This window comes from Pseudomonas sp. HN2-3 (assembly GCF_020691745.1).
GTDB lineage: Bacteria > Pseudomonadota > Gammaproteobacteria > Pseudomonadales > Pseudomonadaceae > Aquipseudomonas > Aquipseudomonas capeferrum.
Genome location: NZ_CP085704.1, coordinates 5,874,507 through 5,892,563, shown reverse-complemented (window position 1 = coordinate 5,892,563; position 18,057 = coordinate 5,874,507). Strand labels below are relative to the sequence as shown.

Below are 18,057 nucleotides of genomic sequence, written 5' to 3'. Positions count from 1 at the left end.
GTATATAGAGCATAACGGCCAGCGACGACCGCGCATTCATGAATATCTGTATGGATTTTGTATCGCTTTCGGCGCGGCTCGGCAATTTGCTATCTTCGCCCGTCTACCAATCCAGAAGTCGCGCACCCAGCGGCCTGCATGACCTACAAGAGAAAGACCGATGACCTCCGTGCCGAGCAGTATCGAGCAGCCTTCGCGGCCGCTGACCCGCAGCGACTACAAGACCCTTTCATTGTCCGCACTGGGCGGTGCCCTGGAGTTCTACGACTTCATCATCTTCGTGTTCTTCGCCACGGTGGTCGGCAAGCTGTTCTTCCCGGCCGACATGCCTGAATGGCTACGCCTGATGCAGACCTTCGGCATTTTCGCTGCCGGCTACCTGGCGCGGCCACTGGGTGGCATCGTCATGGCGCACTTCGGCGACCTGCTGGGGCGCAAGAAGATGTTCACCCTGAGCATCTTCATGATGGCCCTGCCGACCCTGATCATGGGCCTGTTGCCCACTTATGCACAGATCGGCCTGTGGGCGCCGATCTTGCTGCTGTTGATGCGCGTGATCCAGGGCGCGGCGATTGGCGGTGAGGTGCCGGGGGCCTGGGTGTTCGTCTCCGAGCACGTCCCTGCACGCAATACCGGTTACGCCTGCGGCACGCTGACGGCCGGCCTGACTTCGGGCATCTTGCTCGGCTCGCTGGTCGCCACGCTGATCAACAGTGTCTATACCCCTGGCGAAGTGGCCGATTACGCTTGGCGTATCCCGTTCCTGCTGGGGGGGGTGTTCGGCCTGTTCTCGGTGTACCTGCGCCGCTGGTTGCACGAAACCCCGGTGTTCGCCGAGATGCAGCAGCGCAAGGCCCTGGCCGAAGAGTTGCCCCTGCGTGCGGTGCTGCGTGACCACCGTGGCGCGATCGTCCTGTCGATGCTGCTGACCTGGCTGCTGTCGGCCGGCATCGTGGTGGTGATCCTGATGACACCGGCGCTGCTGCAGAGCTTCTATCAGGTCAGCCCGACCGACTCGCTCAAGGCCAACAGCCTGGCCATCGTCCTGCTCAGCCTCGGCTGCATCGCTGCCGGCCGCCTGGCCGACCGCTTCGGCGCCGGGCGCGTATTCATCGTTGGCAGCCTGCTGCTGCTGGCCAGCTCCTGGACCTTCTACCACAGCCTGCCAACCCGCCCCGACCTGTTGTTCCCGCTGTATGCGCTGACCGGTCTGTGCGTCGGTATCGTCGGCGCCGTGCCCTACGTGATGGTCAAGGCCTTCCCGCCGGTGGTGCGTTTCAGCGGCTTGTCGTTCTCCTACAACATGGCCTACGCCATCTTCGGTGGATTGACGCCGATGGTGGTAACCGCGCTGTTGAAGGTCAGCCCAATGGCGCCGGCTTATTATGTGGCGGGGCTGTGTGCCGTCGGGCTGGTGGTAGGGCTATATCTCTTCGCCAACAAGCGTTAATGAGTGAAATTTCTGCGGGTGCAATTATCTCGAACAAGAAATTGCCCCATGGAGCAACTTCCACGTCATTGATTGAGTAATGGGCTCTGGTGGGAGCGGGCTTGCCCCGCGAATACCGGCGAAGCCGGTGCCAGGCACCGCGTGCCCCCATTCGCGGGGCAAGCCCGCTCCCACAGGTAACATCTCAGCACGTGCCGAAGCGCCTCTGTAGTGTCTGCCGCAGTGGCATCCGGTGTGGCCGCCTCGCCCAGCAACATTTTGAAAAGGCCATCCCGGACAACCGGTGATGGCCTTTCATCCAATTGTCATATTGAAGTCATATCGTATTCATGCGGCCTGCAGATACTTGGGCCCGATCCATCCAACACCCCCAATATTCCTGCTAGGAGCAAGGCATGAAACTGAAGCGTTTGATGGCGGCCCTTACCTTTGCCGCCGCTGGCGTTGCCACCGCCAATGCGGTAGCCGCTGTCGACCCAGCAATCCCGACCTACACCAAAACCACCGGTGTATCGGGCAACCTCTCCAGCGTTGGCTCCGACACCCTGGCGAACCTGATGACGCTGTGGGCCGAGGCCTACAAGAAGGAATACCCCAACGTAAACATCCAGATCCAGGCCGCCGGCTCCTCCACCGCGCCACCCGCGCTGACCGAAGGCACAGCCAACCTGGGCCCGATGAGCCGCAAGATGAAAGACGTCGAGCTGCAGGCCTTCGAGCAGAAGTACGGCTACAAGCCAACCGCCATCCCGGTTGCCGTAGACGCCCTGGCAGTCTTCGTGCACAAGGACAACCCGATCAAGGGCCTGACCATGGCGCAGGTCGATGCGATCTTCTCGTCCACCCGCCTGTGCGGCGCCAAGGCCGATGTCAAAACCTGGGGTGACCTGGGCGTGACCGGCGACCTGGCCAACAAGCCAGTGCAGCTGTTCGGCCGTAACTCGGTATCGGGCACCTACGGTTACTTCAAGGAAGAAGCCCTGTGCAAAGGCGACTTCAAGCCTAACGTCAACGAACAGCCTGGTTCGGCTTCGGTCGTGCAGTCGATCAGCTCCTCGCTGAACGGCATCGGCTACTCGGGTATCGGCTACAAGACCGCCAGCGTCAAGACCGTCGCCCTGGCCAAGAAAGAAGGCGGCGAGTTCGTCGAAGACAACGAAGCCAACGCCCTGAACGGTACGTACCCGCTGTCGCGCTTCCTGTACGTCTACGTCAACAAGGCCCCGAACAAGCCTCTGGCCCCGCTGGACGCCGAGTTCATCAAGCTGGTGCTGTCGCAAGCTGGCCAGCAGGTCGTGGTGAAGGATGGCTACATCCCGCTGCCTGCCAAAGTGGTCGACAAGACCCTGGCTGACCTGGGCCTGTCCCACGCCGGTAACGTTGCAAAGAAGTAAGTAACTGAGGAAGAGGCCGGTACCGATGCCCGGCCTCCTCCACGAATTCTCAGTCCGAAGCCAGGATCCCTGCGCGTCGGGCTTTCTTGCGTCACTGCATTGTCATGTTTTTGTCATACGGGACCGCTAGGGTGTGCGCATGAATGATCTGGCCAACTCCACCATGACCCAAAATTCCCAACCCGTGCGGATTGATTTCAATACGCCGGAGTTGCAACGCAAGCGCCGCATGCGTGCGCTCAAGGACCGCCTGACCCGCTGGTATGTACTGGTGGGCGGGCTTGCCGTCTTGGCGGCAATTACCCTGATTTTCTTCTACCTGGCCTACGTGGTGCTGCCGCTGTTCCAGGGCGCCGAACTGACCAGCAAGAAGGCCCTGGAGCCGACCTGGCTGCAACAGGATGCCGGCAAGCCGCTGATGATCGCGCTTGAAGAGCAGAACCTGGTGGGCATGCGGGTTTCCGACAAGGGCCAGGCGCTGTTCTTCGACACCAAGACCGGTGCCGAGCTGCAGCGCGTCGACCTGCCGCTGCCGGCAGGTACCCAGGTGAGTTCGATCAGCACCGATCAGCCGGGTAGCCCGCTGGTTGTGCTGGGGCTGTCCAATGGTCAGGCGCTGGTGTTCCACCACACCTACAAGATCACCTACCCGGACAACAAGAAAACCATCAGCCCAGGCATCGACTACCCCTACGGCAAGGACGCGTTCGTGCTTGACGACCAGGGCCGCGCGCTGGAGCACGTGAGCGTCAACGTCAACGGCGAAAACCTGATGCTGGCGGGCTCCACCGGTTCGCACCTGCAGGTCACCCAGCTGACCCGCGAAGAGAACATGATGACCGGTGAGGTCACCAGCGAGCAGAGCCGTATCGACCTGCCGCAGATGACCGAGCCGGTCAAGGCCATCTACATCGACCCGCGTCAGCAGTGGCTGTATGTGGTCAACGGCCGTGCCACCGCCGACGTCTTCAGCCTGCGCGACAAAAGCCTCAACGGCCGCTACAAGCTGCTGGAAGATGGCAATGCCGAGATCACGGCCAGTGGCCAGCTGGTCGGCGGTATCTCGCTGATCTTCGGTGACTCCAAGGGTGGTTTGAGCCAGTGGTTCATGGCCCGTGACCCCGATGGCGAGTCGCGCTTCAAGTTGATCCGCAGCTTCCAGATGGGCAGCGCGCCGGTCGTCCAGATCGATGCCGAAGAGCGCCGCAAGGGCTTCATCGCCCTCGACGCCGACGGCAAGCTCGGTGTGTTCCACAGCACCGCGCACCGCACCTTGCTGGTCGAGCCGGCTGCAGAGGGTGCTGGCATCCTGGCCCTGTCGCCGCGTGCCAACCGCATCATCATCGAGGAAGGTGGCAAGCTGTTGCCGCTGAGCCTCAAGAACCCGCACCCGGAAGTCTCCTTCAGCGCGCTGTGGGGCAAGGTCTGGTACGAGAACTATGACGAGCCCAAGTACGTCTGGCAGTCGACCGCGTCGAACACCGACTTCGAGCCCAAGCTGAGCCTGTCGCCGCTGACCTTCGGTACCTTGAAGGCTGCGTTCTACGCGATGATCCTGGCAGCCCCGCTGGCCATTGCCGCCGCCATCTACACCGCCTACTTCATGGCCCCGGGCATGCGCCGCAAGGTCAAGCCGGTGATCGAGCTGATGGAAGCGATGCCAACGGTGATCCTTGGCTTCTTCGCCGGCCTGTTCCTGGCGCCGTACCTGGAAGGCCACCTGCCGGGTGTGTTCAGCCTGTTCCTGCTGATGCCGTTCGGCATCCTGCTGGCCGGTTTCACCTGGAGCCGCCTGCCCGAGTCGTTCCGCCTGCGCGTCCCGGATGGCTGGGAAGCGGCGATCCTGATCCCGGTGATCCTGTTCACCGGCTGGTTCGCCCTGACCATGAGCCCTTACCTGGAAACCTGGTTCTTCGGCGGCGACATGCGCCTGTGGATCACCAATGACCTGGGCATCACCTACGACCAGCGCAACGCCCTGGTGGTCGGTATCGCCATGGGCTTCGCGGTCATCCCGAACATCTACTCGATTGCCGAAGACGCCGTGTTCAGCGTGCCACGCAGCCTGACCCTGGGCTCCCTGGCCCTGGGTGCGACGCCGTGGCAGACCCTGACCCGCGTGGTCATCCTCACCGCCAGCCCGGGTATCTTCTCGGCGCTGATGATCGGCATGGGCCGTGCGGTGGGCGAGACCATGATCGTGCTCATGGCCACCGGCAACACCCCGGTGATGGAGATGAACCTGTTCGAAGGCATGCGCACCCTGGCCGCTAACGTGGCGGTGGAAATGCCGGAGTCGGAAGTCGGTGGCAGCCACTATCGCGTGCTGTTCCTGGCGGCACTCGTGCTGCTGATGTTCACCTTCGTCATGAACACCTTGGCCGAGCTGATTCGCCAGCGTCTGCGCAAGAAATACTCGTCGCTTTGATAGAAAGGTAGAGATCCGTGAAAAAGGATTCCCTCAAAGGCTGGTTCAAGAGCGGCGCCCCTGGCGTCTGGATCAGCGGTGGCGCGGTTGCCATGGCGGTGATCATGACCATCGGCCTGCTGTCGGTCATCGCCGTGCGCGGCCTGGGCCACTTCTGGCCGGCCGACCTGATCCAGGCCACCTACAAGGTGCCGGGCCAGGCTGATCACGTCGTCATCGGCGAAGTGGTGCAAAAAGAAGAGGTGCCCCGTGCCCGCCTCAAAGGTGCCGGCTTGCCGGTACCTGAGCAGGGCCCGGAGTTCATGACCCGTGAGCTGATCAAGGTCGGTAACCGCGACCTCAACGGCAGTGACTTCTCCTGGGTGGTGGGCGAGTGGCTGGTCGACGAGCAACGCCCGGCCGACCTGATGGCGCTGGAACGTCGCGAGTGGGGCAACTTCTACGGCTACCTGGTCAGCGTCAAGGAACAAGGCCGCGTGGTTGCCGAGGGCCCTGCCGCCTGGAACGAGCTGCAGGCCCGCCTCAAGCGCGCCAACCAGCTCAACGGCGAGCTGCAGCAACTCGAGAAAAAAGACATCGGCGCCATCAACCATGGCCTGGAGCGCCTGCGCCTGCACAGCCGCAAGCTGGAACTGGACGGCAAGCTTGACGCCGCCGCCCAGGCCGACATGGACGCCGAGCGTGCCGAGCTGAACAGCCGCTACAAGGCCATCGAAGACCGCCTCAGCGGCCTGCATCAGGCCTTCTCCCGCGACAGCCTGGTGGCGCGCGACGGCAACGGCCGTGAAGTGGAGATCAACCTGAGCAAGGTGGTGCACGCCATTCAGCCGAACGGCATGTCCGGCCTGACCAAGATGGGTACCTACTTTGCCAAGGTCTGGGAGTTCCTCAGCGACGACCCACGCGAAGCCAACACCGAAGGCGGGATCTTCCCGGCCATCTTCGGTACCGTGATGATGACCCTGATCATGGCGGTGATCGTGACCCCGTTCGGCGTGCTGGCTGCAGTGTACCTGCGCGAATACGCCAAACAGGGCCCGGTGACCCGCCTGATCCGCATTGCAGTGAACAACCTGGCAGGCGTACCGGCGATCGTCTACGGCGTATTCGGCCTGGGCTTCTTCGTTTATGTGCTGGGTGGCTCGATCGACCGGCTGTTCTTCCCCGAATCGTTGCCGGCACCGACCCTGGGTACCCCGGGCCTGCTGTGGGCCTCGCTGACCTTGGCGCTGCTGGCGGTGCCGGTGGTGATCGTGGCCACCGAAGAAGGGCTGGCGCGTATCCCACGTACCGTGCGCGAGGGCTCCCTGGCCCTGGGCGCGACCAAGGCCGAGACACTGTGGAAGATCGTCCTGCCAATGGCCAGCCCGGCCATGATGACCGGCATGATTCTCGCCGTGGCCCGTGCTGCGGGTGAAGTGGCGCCGTTGATGCTGGTGGGTGTGGTGAAACTGGCACCGTCGTTGCCGCTCGATGGCAACTACCCGTACCTGCACCTGGACCAGAAGATCATGCACCTGGGCTTCCACATTTATGACGTCGGCTTCCAGAGCCCGAACGTCGAGGCCGCCCGGCCGCTGGTGTACGCCACCGCGTTGTTGCTGGTGCTGGTGATCGCCACCCTCAACCTCTCGGCAGTGTGGATCCGTAACCACCTGCGCGAGAAGTACAAGGCCCTCGACCACTGATTGAAGCTTTAAGCCACAAGCGGCAAGCTCCAAAAGGAGTGCCGCTTTGCCCTAAATTGCAGCTTGCAGCTTAAAGCTTGCAGCTACAAACGGAGTGAGACCATGCAGCACGAATCCCATACCCACGGCATCGACATGTCTGCCCTGGGCCGCGACAAGCAGAGCCTGCGCCTGGCCGAAGAGACCGTGGCCATCGAAGTACCGGGCCTGAGCCTGTACTACGGCGACAAGCAAGCCTTGTTCGACGTCAGCATGAATATCCCCAAGCAGCGCGTGACCGCCTTCATCGGCCCGTCCGGCTGCGGCAAGTCGACCCTGCTGCGTACCTTCAACCGCATGAACGACCTGGTTGACGGTTGCCGCGTGGAGGGCGCCATCAACCTGTATGGCACCAACATCTACCGCAAGGGCGAGGACGTGGCCGAGCTGCGCCGTCGTGTGGGGATGGTGTTCCAGAAGCCGAACCCGTTCCCCAAGACCATCTACGAGAACGTCGTCTACGGCCTGCGCATCCAAGGCATCAACAAGAAGCGCACCCTCGACGAAGCGGTCGAATGGGCCCTCAAGGGCGCTGCCCTGTGGGACGAGGTGAAGGACCGCCTGCATGACTCGGCCCTGGGCCTGTCCGGTGGCCAGCAGCAGCGTCTGGTGATCGCCCGTACCATTGCCGTGGAGCCGGAAGTGCTGCTGCTCGACGAACCGTGCTCGGCACTGGACCCGATCTCGACGCTGAAGGTCGAAGAACTGATCTACGAATTGAAATCCAAATACACCATCGTCATCGTGACCCACAACATGCAACAGGCGGCGCGCGTTTCGGACTACACCGCGTTCATGTACATGGGCAAACTGGTCGAATTCGGGGATACCGATACCCTGTTCACCAACCCGGCGAAGAAGCAGACCGAAGACTACATCACCGGTCGCTACGGCTAGCCGGTCTGCCAGCCGCAGGCCGGGGGCCAAGGGATAACACGAACGACTTGAAGCTTGCGGCTTGAGGCTTGCAGCTTTTTCGCGGAGCGAAACGATGATCAACAAAGAAAGCCTTACGCATCACATCTCCCAGCAGTTCAACGCCGAGCTTGAAGAGGTGCGCAGCCACCTTCTGGCCATGGGCGGCCTGGTCGAGAAACAGGTCAACGACGCGGTTACTGCTCTGATCGAGGCCGACTCGGGCCTGGCCCAGCAAGTGCGCGAGGTCGATGAGCAGATCAACCAGATGGAGCGCAACATCGACGAGGAGTGCGTACGCATCCTTGCCCGCCGCCAGCCGGCGGCCTCCGACCTGCGGCTGATCATCAGCATCTCCAAGTCGGTGATCGACCTGGAGCGCATCGGCGACGAGTCGACCAAGATCGCCCGTCGTGCCATCCAGCTGTGCGAAGAGGGCGAGTCGCCACGCGGCTACGTCGAGGTGCGCCACATTGGCGACCAGGTGCGCAACATGGTCCGCGATGCCTTGGATGCCTTTGCCCGCTTCGACGCCGACCTGGCACTGTCGGTGGCACAGTACGACAAGACCATCGACCGCGAGTACAAGACCGCCCTGCGTGAGCTGGTGACCTACATGATGGAAGACCCGCGTTCGATCTCGCGGGTGCTCAGCGTCATCTGGGCCTTGCGTTCGCTGGAGCGCATCGGCGACCACGCGCGCAACATCTCCGAGCTGGTGATTTACCTGGTACGCGGCACCGACGTCCGCCACATGGGCCTCAAGCGCATGAAGGCGGAAGTGCAGGGCACCCCCGTCGAAGAGGCTGAAAGCGCTAATGTTCCGGCTGAACCGGACGATAAATAGTACTGCTCCCGAGCATCAACGCCCGGCCTAGGCCGGGCGTTTTCGTTTGCGGTCGAGCAGCCACCAGGCACCCGCGAACGGTGTGAAGAAGTCCCGCTACACGCGCAGCTGTGGCAAATGGCCATTGCTTGCCGGTAGGCTAGTCGGGATTCAAGAGGAGTATCGATGAGTAAAGTCAATGTACTGGTCGTGGACGACGCCCCGTTCATCCGCGACCTGGTCAGGAAATGCCTGCGCAATGCCTTTCCCGGCATGGTCATCGACGATGCGGTCAACGGTCGCAAGGCCATGGCCATGTTGGGCAAGGAGCCGTTCGACCTGGTCCTGTGCGACTGGGAAATGCCGGAAATGTCTGGCCTTGAGCTGCTCAGCTGGTGCCGCCAGCAGCCTGCGTTGAAGAGCCTGCAGTTCATCATGGTGACCAGCCGTGGTGACAAGGAGAACGTGATCCAGGCCATTCAGGCGGGGGTTTCCGACTTCGTCGGCAAACCGTTCACCAATGAGCAGTTGCTGACCAAGGTGAAGAAGGCCTTGGCCAAGATCGGCAAGCTCGACAGCCTGATGGCAACCGGGCCTGCGCGGGTGAATTCGGCGTTTGCCAATGACTCCTTGAGTGCTTTGACCGGCGGCAACCCTCAGGCGGCCAAGGTTGCGGCACCTGCGCCAGCGCCGGTGAAGCCTTTGGCGAAGGCACCTGCGCCAGCCACAACCGCACCGTCTGGCCGTGGCCAAGGCCAGCTGCGCTTGGCCAGCGGGATTCAGCCTTGCGTGATCAAGGCATTGAGCCTGAAGGAAGCGCTGTTGGTGGTACGCCGCAGCGAAGCGCTGCCGCAAGTGCTAGAGGGTGCAGTACTGGACCTGGAGCAGGGCGAAAACGCCGAAGTTGCGCGGCTGAACGGTTACCTGCATGCCATCGCGGCGCTGGAGCCCAGGCCCGATAGCGACTGGCTGCAGCTGACGTTCAAGTTCGTCGATCAGGATGCGCAGAAGCTCGATTACCTGTCGCGGCTGATTGCTCGCGGCACCGCGCAAAAGCACTTCACGCCCGGCGCCTGATAGCCACTGCCCTCCTGTGGGTGCGTGCGGCCTTGCGCGACGCAAGGCCGCTGCCACAGCGGACGATCACCATCCGACCAACTGTCATACTCACCGCAAAAGCCGCTGCTAGGCTTCGACAGATCATACCTGTCAAAAAGCCACTATCATGCCCGCCCGCCTGCTGCTGTTCTGTGCATTGCTCATGGCCTCGGCGTCGAGCCTGGGCGTGACCCTCTACCCGATCACCGATGCCGACGGTGTAGCGGCCTATTCCGACCGCCCAGGCCCCGGCGCCAAGCCACTGGAGCTGCGCGAATCCATGGTCGAGTACCAGGAAAGCCAGGTGCGGCTCAACGCGGTCGTCTTCCAGGGTGGCGTCAGCTTTTCTGCGCGCAATGAGTCGCACGTGCCGGTGCAGGTCGAGTTGCACCTGGACAAGCTGATAAACGCGCAGGGCGGCAATGCCCCCCGTATCGTGCGCAGGGTGCTGCCAGGGCGTTCAACGCAGATGCTCAGCGTGCTCAGGGGCCGCCCCGGTACGTTGCTGGGTTACCGCTCGACGCTGCTGCAAGCCATGGGCGACCCAGGGCTGCGGCCGCAGGGCTTTCGCTACGCCTTCCCCTGGCTTGGCGGGCCATTCCGGGTGAGCCAGGGGCCCAACGGCCGTTTCAGCCACTTCGGCCCCAAAGGGCGCTACGCCATGGACATCGCCATGCCTGAAGGCACCACCATCGTTGCCGCGCGCGAAGGCGTGGTGGTGAGGGTCGAGAACAGCCAGACCGGGCGCGGCAGCAACCCCTCGGGCAATTTCGTCAGGGTGCTGCACGCGGACGGCACCATGGGCGTGTACCTGCACCTGATGCGCGGTTCGGTGGTGGTGGGCGAGGGGCAGCGGGTCAAACAGGGGCAGATGCTGGCCAAGTCGGGCAATACCGGCAACAGCAGCGGGCCGCACCTGCATTTTGTGGTGCAGCGCAACGTGGGCTTGGCGCTGGAGTCGATACCGTATCAGTTCGACAGGCCAATCAGCGGGTTGCCGGACTTCACCGCCGGCAACCCTTGAGCGGGCTGGGGCCGGAAGGCGGCCCCGCCTGAGGTCAATCCAGCTTCAGCACCTTGGCCAGGACGATCTTCGGCCCTTTCATCTTCTTGATGATGATGCGCAGGCCTTCGACCTCCAGCACTTCCTCTTCCTCAGGCACGCGCTTGAGGGTTTCATAGATCAGCCCAGCCAGGGTTTCGGCCTCGATGTGGTCAAGGTCAATACCCAGCAGGCGCTCGACCTTGAACAGCGGCGTGTCACCGCGCACCAGCAGCTTGCCCGGCTGGTAGGCGAGGATGCCGCGCTCGGTCTTGCGGTGTTCGTCCTGAATATCGCCCACCAGCACTTCCAGCACGTCTTCCATGGTCAGGTAACCGATCACCTTGCCATCGGCTTCTTCCACCAGCACGAAATGCGCACCGCCCTTGCGGAACTGCTCCAGCAGCTGCGACAGCGGCATATGCCGGGAGACGCGCTCCAGCGGCCGGGCCAGGTCTTCGAGGTCGATGGTTTCGGGCAGGTGGTCGAGCTCGGCCAGCTCCAGCAGCAGGTCCTTGATGTGCAGCAAACCGGTGAACTCTTCGCGCTCGGCGTCGTACACCGGGTAACGGCTGAACTTGTGGCGGCGCAGCAGTGCCAGGATCTGCTTGAGCGGGGCGTGGGCGTCGATGCTGACCATGTCCTCGCGGGAGTTGGCCCAGTCGACCACCTCCAGCTCGCCCATTTCCACCGCCGAGGCCAGCACGCGCATGCCTTGGTCGCTCGGGTCCTGGCCGCGGCTGGAGTGCAGGATCAGCTTGAGCTCTTCGCGGCTGTAGTGATGCTCGTGGTGCGGGCCAGGTTCGCCCTGGCCGGCAATGCGCAGGATGGTGTTGGCGCTGGCATTGAGCAGGTAGATGGCCGGGTACATGGCCCAGTAGAACACGTACAGCGGCACTGCCGTCCACAGCGACAGCAGCTCGGGCTTGCGGATCGCCCAGGACTTGGGCGCCAGCTCACCGACCACGATGTGCAGGTAAGAGATGACGAAGAAGGCGACGAAGAACGAAATGCCCTTGATCAGCTCCGGCGTGTCGACGCCCAAGTAGGCCAGCAGCGGCTCCAGCAGGTGGGCGAAGGCCGGCTCACCGACCCAGCCCAGGCCCAGCGAGGCGAGGGTGATGCCCAGCTGGCAGGCGGACAGGTAGGCGTCCAGCTGATTGTGTACCTTGCGCAGGATGCTGCCACGCCAGCCGTGCAGTTCGGCGATGGAATCGACGCGGGTGGAGCGCAGCTTGACCATGGCGAACTCGGCGGCTACGAAGAAGCCGTTGAGCAGTACCAGGAGCAAGGCAAAGATGATCATGCCGAAATCGGCGAATAACGAGGTGAGGCTGATACCAGGGGAAGGGTCCATGATGGATTTTTTACGGGGTCCGTCTTTGGGGAATGGAGAAAAAAAGTGCCAGCACAGGCTGGCACAGGGGATCCAATGTAGCGGTTGAAGCCGCAAAAGCAAAGGGTGATGGACGTGATGGGGCTGTTGGGCAGCCCACTCAACCCTTGCCGTTAGCCAATTGTGCTGGTGCAAAATGGCAGGTGAAGGTGCTCCCATGCCCCGGCACACTGCTGATCTCCAACCGCCCTCGATGGCGCAACAGCACATGCTTGACGATCGCCAGGCCCAGCCCTGTGCCCCCGGTATTGGACGCCCGGCTGGAGTCGACCCGGTAAAACCGCTCGGTCAATCGCGGCAAATGCTTGGCATCGATACCAATGCCAGAATCCTGCACGCTCAGGTGTGCGCCGTGCGCATCGGCCCACCAGCGGATGCGAATGCTGCCCTCGTCCGGGGTGTACTTGACCGCGTTGAACACCAGGTTGGAGAACGCACTGCGCAGCTCGGCCTCGCTGCCCTTGAGGCACACGCCGGGTGTGGCCTCCAGGCTGATGCGCTGGTTGCGCGGCCCGGACAGCGCCTGGGCATCACCCTTGATCGACTGCAGCAGGGCATCGACTGGCACTGGCAGGTTGTCGGAGGGGTAGTCGGTGGCTTCCAGCTTGGCCAGCAGCAACAGGTCGTTGAGCAGGGTCTGCATGCGCGAGCCTTGCTGGCTCATCTGCTGCAGGGCCCGGCGCCAGCGCGGGTTCACGTCCTCGACGTTGTCCAGCAGGGTTTCCAGGTAGCCGGTAATCACCGTAAGCGGTGTCCGCAGCTCGTGGGAAACGTTGGCGACGAAGTCCTTGCGCATCTGTTCAAGCTGGTGGATGCGGGTGACGTCGCGTACCAGCATCAGGTGCTCGTTGTTGCCGTAGCGAGTGATGTGCAGTTGCACGCGCATACGGTCATTGATCGGCGAGGGGATTTCCAGCGGCTCGACGTAGTTTTCCGCTTCGAAGTACTCCTTGAAGCGCGGGTGGCGTACCAGGTTGGTCACCTGCTGGCCGCCGTCCTGCGGGGTCTTGAAGCCCAGCAGGGTTTCTGCGGCGCGGTTCCACCACTCCAGGTTGCCGTCGCTGTCGAGCATGATCACCGCATCGCGCAGCGCGGCAGTGGACTCCTGGACCCGGTCGATCACTGCCTGCAGGCGGCCGCGCACGCGTTGGTCGCGACGTTGCAGGTGATAGATGCTGTCGAACACTTCGCCCCACAGGCCGTAACCGTCGGGTGGCGCCTCGTCGGGTTGGTGGTTGCGCAGCCAGTCATGCAGGCGCAGCAGTTGCTTGAGGGTCCAACCCAGGTACAGCGCCAGGCCGATGGCCAGGCTCCAGCCGTAATAGCCGCTGACCAGCCCGCCGACCAGGCAGACAGTGATCAGCAGCAGCAGGTGGCGAATCAGGGTCGCGTGCCAGTTCTGGTTCAATTGACGGTCCTTGTACAACGACGTGCAGCCAGGCGTGCAGGCTTGTCAGCTCTTGGTCGAGAAGCGGTAGCCAGTGCCGCGGACGGTTTGTACCAGATTTTCGTAAGCTTCACCCAGCGCCTTGCGCAGGCGGCGGATGTGCACGTCGACGGTACGCTCCTCGACATAGACGTTGCCGCCCCAGACCTGGTCGAGCAGCTGGCCACGGGTGTAGGCGCGCTCCTGGTGGGTCATGAAGAACTGCAGCAGGCGGTATTCGGTGGGGCCCATCTCGGCGGGCTTGCCGTCGATGGTCACGCGGTGACTGATCGGGTCGAGCAGCAGGCCGCCCACTTCAATCGGTGCCTCGCTGTCGCTCGGGCCGGTGCGACGCAGCACGGCCTTCAGGCGGGCGACCAGTTCGCGCGGTGAGAACGGTTTGGTGATGTAGTCGTCGGCACCCACTTCCAGGCCCTGGATCTTGTTGTCCTCCTCACCCTTGGCAGTGAGCATGATGATCGGGATGTCCCCGGTCAGCTCGTCACGCTTCAGGCGGCGGGCCAGCTCGATACCCGAGGTGCCCGGCAGCATCCAGTCGAGCAGGATCAGGTCAGGCTTGCGGTCGACGATGATCGCGTGGGCCTGCTGGGAGTTTTCTGCTTCCAGGCAGTCGTAGCCGGCCATTTCCAATGCAACGGCGATCATCTCGCGAATAGGCGCTTCGTCGTCGACGATCAGAATGTTCCTGCCAACCATGCTCAAAACCTCTCCTGGAAAATCGTGTCTGGCCCGCATTAGATAACGGAATTATTGCAGCTGTGTGACAGGACATTGGCTGTTATGGCGACATTGCATGACTGGGCTAGGCTTCAAGGGGCCGCTGTGGCGGTTAGTCGAACTCTTTCCACCCCCGAATACATGGTGATTCCAATGACACGACACACGCTGAACTGGATGGCCCTTTTCGCTGCACTGGCGCTGCCGGGGGTAGCGTCGGCCCACCATCAGGCCAAGGAAATGAACGGCATGTTGGTCACGCCTAAAACAGAGATGACGCTGTATACCTTCGACAAAGATTCTGGCGGCAAGTCGATGTGCAATGGTGAGTGCGCGAAAAACTGGCCACCGTTGGCGGCCCAGGCAAACGAAAAGAATGAAGGCAAGTGGACGCAGATCAAGCGCGATGATGGTTCGATGCAGTGGGCCTATGACGGCAAGCCACTGTATACCTTCATCAAGGACAAGAAAGCCGGTGACATGACCGGTGATGGCGTGAAAGACGTCTGGCACGTCGCCAAGCCTTGAGGCACTTTGCATGACCCTGTGGAAGCGGTTAGACCCGCTCCCACAGGGTCTGTATTGACTGTCAGCGCAGCGCGTAGTCCAGGACAACGCCAATGAAGACCAGCAGCCCCGCCCAGTGATTGTGCAAAAACGCCTTGAAGCATGAATCCCGGTCCAGTTTGCGTGTCGACCAGAACTCCCAGGCAAAGCACACGGCAGCCGCCAGCAGCCCCAGGTGGAACCAGCCGCCCAGCTCGAAGCGGCTCCCCGCCAGCAGCAGGCAGCCCAACGACAGCAGCTGCAAGGTCAGGATGATCACCCGATCCGCTTCGCCGAACAGGATAGCCGTCGACTTCACACCGATCTTCAGGTCATCGTCGCGATCGACCATGGCGTAATAGGTGTCATAGCCCACGGTCCACAGCAGGTTGGCGATGTACAGCAGCCAGGCGCTGGCCGGCAGCTCGCCCCCGGCCGCCGTGAAGGCCATGGGGATGCCCCAGGAATACGCGGCGCCCAGCACCACCTGCGGGTAATAGGTGTAGCGCTTCATGAATGGATAGCAGAACGCCAGGGCTACCGCCCCGAACGACAGCCAGACCGTGCGGCTGTTGGTGCACAGCACCAGCAGAAAACTTACCGCGACCAGGATCGCGAACAGCGCCAGCGCCTCGCGTGGCTTGACCCGGCCGCTGGCCAGGGGGCGGTCGGCGGTGCGTTTGACGTGGCCATCGACCTTGCGGTCGGCAAAGTCATTGATGCAGCAACCTGCGGCGCGCATCAGCACAACGCCAAGGCCGAAGATCAGCACGTTGGCCAGGGTCGGCGAACCTTGCCCGGCAATCCACACCGCCGACAGGGTAGGCCACAGCAGCAGGTAGATACCGATCGGGCGGTCCATGCGGCTTAGCTGGACAAAGTCCCAGGCGCGCGGGTGCCAGCGGTTGAGCGACTTGAGCAATTGCAGGTACATCAGCGGGTTTCCTCCTTGGCCGCTTGCCACAAGGCTGGCAGGAATACCTCGGCCACCAGCAGGTCCAGGCCGTCCCGTTCGAAACGTGAGCGGCGGCCCCAGAGCCCGTCGTGCGCGGCTTCGGCCGGCAACCAGGCCTGTGGATAACTGCACACCTCGATTGGGTGGCGAATGAATGCCTGATCACAGAACAGCAACTCGCCCAGCGAGCGGCTGCCCAGGGTCTCGAGGTCCAGGCCGCCGCGCTCCAGGGCGCTGCGGCTGGCCACGCTGCGGGCGAATACCCAGGGCTGGCCATGGCCGCGCAGGTAGACTTCGCGCACCCAGCCTTGTGCCCCGGGCGCAATGCCCAGCGCCTGGCACTCGTCACCGCGCAGGGTCTGCCAGCCTTCATGCAGCGGGGTCACGCAGAAGTGCTCGCGGGACAGGTGGGTGAGGCGGCGAGTCAGCGAGCCCTCGTCGAACAGCCAGCCCAGGGTCGGCTGGTCGAGCTTGGTCGCCAGCTGTGAATACGCCAGCCACGCGACAGCGGCTGCTTGCGGGGATTCGTACGACACGTCGGTATGCTTGTTACAGCCAGAGAGGCGGCGAGCTTAGCATGTTGCCCCGACTGCTTGCATACTGCTGGCAGGGCCAGTAAAAAGCCCCAAAGATTGCGCGATGGCCCTATGTGCGGCTTGCCCGCGAAAAGCCCATCAGCAGCGACACAACGCCTGAACCGAGGAACCGCGTACCCATGAAGAAGTGGCAATGTATTGTCTGTGGCCTGATCTACAACGAAGCCGAAGGCTGGCCGGATGACGGCATTGAGCCCGGTACCCGCTGGGAAGATGTGCCGCAGGACTGGCTGTGCCCCGACTGCGGCGTGGGCAAGAGCGACTTCGAAATGATCGAGATTGGCTGATCACAACCCTGTTTCAACTGAGGAAAGCACGACATGACGTCCCCTGTAGTCATCATCGGTACTGGCCTGGCCGGTTACAACCTGGCCCGTGAATTTCGCAAGCTCGATGGCGAGACGCCGCTGCTGTTGATTACCGCCGACGATGGTCGTTCCTACTCCAAACCCATGCTCTCCACGGGCTTCGCCAAGCTCAAGGATGCCGATGGGCTGTGCATGGCCGAGCCGGGTGCGATGGCCGAGCAGCTCAAGGCCGAAATCCGCACCCACACGCGCATCAGCGGTATCGACCCCGGGCACAAGCGCCTGTGGATCGGCGAAGAGGCTGTGGCCTATCGCGACCTGGTACTGGCCTGGGGGGCCCAGACCGTGCAGGTGCCGATCGAGGGCGATGCTGGCGGGCAGGTTTTCCCGATCAATGACCTGGAGGATTACGCACGCTTTCGCGCCGCCGCTGCCGGCAAACAGCGCGTGCTGGTGCTGGGGGCCGGGCTGATCGGCTGTGAGTTTGCCAATGACATGAGCCTGGGCGGGCTCAAGGTCGATGTGGTGGCCCCGTGCGAACAGGTCATGCCGACCCTGTTGCACCCAGCCGCCGCCGCCGCCGTGCAGGCCGGGCTCGAAGGGCTTGGCGTGCGCTTTCACCTGGGCCCGGTGCTGACGCGTCTGCAGCGTGTGGCTGAAGGCCTTGAAGCGCATTTGTCGGACGGCAGCGTGATCGCCTGTGACTTGGTGGTGTCGGCTATCGGCCTGCGCCCACGTACCGATCTGGCCGCTGCCGCCGGCCTCAAGATCAACCGCGGCGTGGCTGTGGACCGCCAGTTGCAAACCTCCCACGACAACATCTACGCCCTGGGTGACTGTGCCGAGGTCGATGGCATCAACCTGCTTTATGTCATGCCGCTGATGAGCTGTGCCCGGGCCTTGGCGCAGACCCTGGCGGGCAACCCCACGGCCGTCAGCTACGGCCCGATGCCGATCACCGTGAAGACCCCGGCGTGCCCGCTGGTTGTCTCGCCGCCACCGCAAGGGCGTGAAGGCAATTGGCAGGTGCAAGGGCAGGGCAGTGACCTCAAGGTGCTGTGCCACGATGCCGACGGCACGCTGCTGGGCTATGCCCTGACCGGTGCGGCAGTCATGGAGAAGCTGGCCCTGAATCGCCAGTTACCGCCTGTAATGGCCTAAATAGACGTCGTTCTGTCGGATTTACCCTGTTGTTGCCCACACAATGGCCGC

At 62.8% G+C, this 18,057-nt stretch carries 16 protein-coding genes; 11 read left to right on the top strand and 5 right to left on the bottom strand.

Annotation, left to right across the window (positions count from 1 at the left end; all coding sequences use genetic code 11):
- The first annotated feature begins 160 nt into the window (after positions 1–160).
- The 8 genes from LJX93_RS26700 (at position 161) to LJX93_RS26665 (ending at position 10,862) form a co-directional block, all read left to right on the top strand.
- Positions 161–1,450 (top strand): MFS transporter, encoded by a 1,290-nt coding sequence (locus tag LJX93_RS26700; RefSeq protein ID WP_033702373.1) that lies wholly within the window; start codon positions 161–163, stop codon positions 1,448–1,450.
- A gap of 395 nt (positions 1,451–1,845) precedes the next feature.
- Entirely contained in the window at positions 1,846–2,844 is a 999-nt protein-coding gene (locus LJX93_RS26695) for a phosphate ABC transporter substrate-binding protein PstS (protein WP_033702371.1), read from the top strand.
- A gap of 139 nt (positions 2,845–2,983) precedes the next feature.
- Positions 2,984–5,272 (top strand): ABC transporter permease subunit, encoded by a 2,289-nt coding sequence (locus LJX93_RS26690; protein WP_033702369.1) that lies wholly within the window; start codon positions 2,984–2,986, stop codon positions 5,270–5,272.
- A 17-nt stretch (positions 5,273–5,289) separates the two neighbouring features.
- Complete coding sequence (pstA, locus tag LJX93_RS26685) at positions 5,290–6,960, top strand: phosphate ABC transporter permease PstA (protein ID WP_033702367.1); 1,671 nt, start codon at positions 5,290–5,292, stop codon at positions 6,958–6,960.
- Between the two features lie 102 nt (positions 6,961–7,062).
- Positions 7,063–7,896 (top strand): phosphate ABC transporter ATP-binding protein PstB, encoded by an 834-nt coding sequence (gene pstB / locus LJX93_RS26680; RefSeq protein WP_033702365.1) that lies wholly within the window; start codon positions 7,063–7,065, stop codon positions 7,894–7,896.
- 94 nt (positions 7,897–7,990) lie between these two features.
- On the top strand, positions 7,991–8,761 hold the full coding sequence (phoU, locus tag LJX93_RS26675; RefSeq protein ID WP_033702363.1) for a phosphate signaling complex protein PhoU: 771 nt from the start codon (positions 7,991–7,993) through the stop codon (positions 8,759–8,761).
- A gap of 165 nt (positions 8,762–8,926) precedes the next feature.
- Positions 8,927–9,817 carry a response regulator gene (locus LJX93_RS26670; protein WP_047582534.1) on the top strand — a complete coding sequence of 297 codons (891 nt, stop codon included), beginning with the start codon at positions 8,927–8,929 and terminating at the stop codon, positions 9,815–9,817.
- A gap of 148 nt (positions 9,818–9,965) precedes the next feature.
- Positions 9,966–10,862: a peptidoglycan DD-metalloendopeptidase family protein gene (locus tag LJX93_RS26665; protein ID WP_033702359.1), complete on the top strand. Its 897-nt coding sequence runs from the start codon at positions 9,966–9,968 to the stop codon at positions 10,860–10,862.
- Between the two features lie 34 nt (positions 10,863–10,896).
- Here LJX93_RS26665 and LJX93_RS26660 read toward each other — a convergent pair whose 3' ends face one another.
- The 3 genes from LJX93_RS26660 to phoB form a co-directional block, all read right to left on the bottom strand.
- On the bottom strand, positions 10,897–12,237 hold the full coding sequence (locus LJX93_RS26660; RefSeq protein ID WP_033702357.1) for a hemolysin family protein: 1,341 nt from the start codon (positions 12,235–12,237) through the stop codon (positions 10,897–10,899).
- 139 nt (positions 12,238–12,376) lie between these two features.
- Positions 12,377–13,684, bottom strand: coding sequence for a phosphate regulon sensor histidine kinase PhoR (phoR, locus tag LJX93_RS26655; RefSeq protein ID WP_047582536.1), 1,308 nt, complete (start codon positions 13,682–13,684; stop codon positions 12,377–12,379).
- Positions 13,685–13,729: 45 nt separating this feature from the next.
- Positions 13,730–14,419, bottom strand: a complete 690-nt coding sequence (gene phoB, locus LJX93_RS26650; RefSeq protein ID WP_003253341.1) for a phosphate regulon transcriptional regulator PhoB — start codon at positions 14,417–14,419, stop codon at positions 13,730–13,732.
- A 174-nt stretch (positions 14,420–14,593) separates the two neighbouring features.
- Between phoB and LJX93_RS26645 the strand changes: the two genes are divergently transcribed.
- On the top strand, positions 14,594–14,968 hold the full coding sequence (locus tag LJX93_RS26645; protein WP_033702352.1) for a hypothetical protein: 375 nt from the start codon (positions 14,594–14,596) through the stop codon (positions 14,966–14,968).
- Positions 14,969–15,029: 61 nt separating this feature from the next.
- Here LJX93_RS26645 and ubiA read toward each other — a convergent pair whose 3' ends face one another.
- Positions 15,030–15,920 carry a 4-hydroxybenzoate octaprenyltransferase gene (ubiA, locus tag LJX93_RS26640; RefSeq protein WP_156309979.1) on the bottom strand — a complete coding sequence of 297 codons (891 nt, stop codon included), beginning with the start codon at positions 15,918–15,920 and terminating at the stop codon, positions 15,030–15,032.
- Positions 15,920–16,477, bottom strand: a complete 558-nt coding sequence (locus LJX93_RS26635) for a chorismate--pyruvate lyase family protein (RefSeq protein WP_227696599.1) — start codon at positions 16,475–16,477, stop codon at positions 15,920–15,922. Before LJX93_RS26635 ends, ubiA begins: the two co-directional genes overlap by 1 nt.
- 179 nt (positions 16,478–16,656) lie before the next feature.
- Here LJX93_RS26635 and LJX93_RS26630 point away from each other — a divergent pair, with 179 nt between their 5' ends.
- Together LJX93_RS26630 and LJX93_RS26625 are read left to right on the top strand one after the other, a co-directional pair.
- Entirely contained in the window at positions 16,657–16,824 is a 168-nt protein-coding gene (locus tag LJX93_RS26630; protein WP_033702346.1) for a rubredoxin, read from the top strand.
- A 33-nt stretch (positions 16,825–16,857) separates the two neighbouring features.
- Complete coding sequence (locus LJX93_RS26625; protein ID WP_033702344.1) at positions 16,858–18,006, top strand: NAD(P)/FAD-dependent oxidoreductase; 1,149 nt, start codon at positions 16,858–16,860, stop codon at positions 18,004–18,006.
- The last annotated feature ends 51 nt before the right edge of the window (positions 18,007–18,057 follow it).

Coding starts and splice junctions, on each gene's coding strand:
- LJX93_RS26630 (WP_033702346.1), top strand. CDS start 16,657: ATGAAGAAGTGGCAATGTATTGTCTGTGGCCTGATCTACAACGAAGCC.
- LJX93_RS26670 (WP_047582534.1), top strand. CDS start 8,927: ATGAGTAAAGTCAATGTACTGGTCGTGGACGACGCCCCGTTCATCCGC.
- LJX93_RS26690 (WP_033702369.1), top strand. CDS start 2,984: ATGAATGATCTGGCCAACTCCACCATGACCCAAAATTCCCAACCCGTG.
- LJX93_RS26700 (WP_033702373.1), top strand. CDS start 161: ATGACCTCCGTGCCGAGCAGTATCGAGCAGCCTTCGCGGCCGCTGACC.
- phoU (WP_033702363.1), top strand. CDS start 7,991: ATGATCAACAAAGAAAGCCTTACGCATCACATCTCCCAGCAGTTCAAC.
- LJX93_RS26645 (WP_033702352.1), top strand. CDS start 14,594: ATGACACGACACACGCTGAACTGGATGGCCCTTTTCGCTGCACTGGCG.
- pstB (WP_033702365.1), top strand. CDS start 7,063: ATGCAGCACGAATCCCATACCCACGGCATCGACATGTCTGCCCTGGGC.
- phoB (WP_003253341.1), bottom strand. CDS start 14,419: ATGGTTGGCAGGAACATTCTGATCGTCGACGACGAAGCGCCTATTCGC.
- ubiA (WP_156309979.1), bottom strand. CDS start 15,920: ATGTACCTGCAATTGCTCAAGTCGCTCAACCGCTGGCACCCGCGCGCC.
- LJX93_RS26660 (WP_033702357.1), bottom strand. CDS start 12,237: ATGGACCCTTCCCCTGGTATCAGCCTCACCTCGTTATTCGCCGATTTC.
- LJX93_RS26695 (WP_033702371.1), top strand. CDS start 1,846: ATGAAACTGAAGCGTTTGATGGCGGCCCTTACCTTTGCCGCCGCTGGC.
- LJX93_RS26625 (WP_033702344.1), top strand. CDS start 16,858: ATGACGTCCCCTGTAGTCATCATCGGTACTGGCCTGGCCGGTTACAAC.
- LJX93_RS26665 (WP_033702359.1), top strand. CDS start 9,966: ATGCCCGCCCGCCTGCTGCTGTTCTGTGCATTGCTCATGGCCTCGGCG.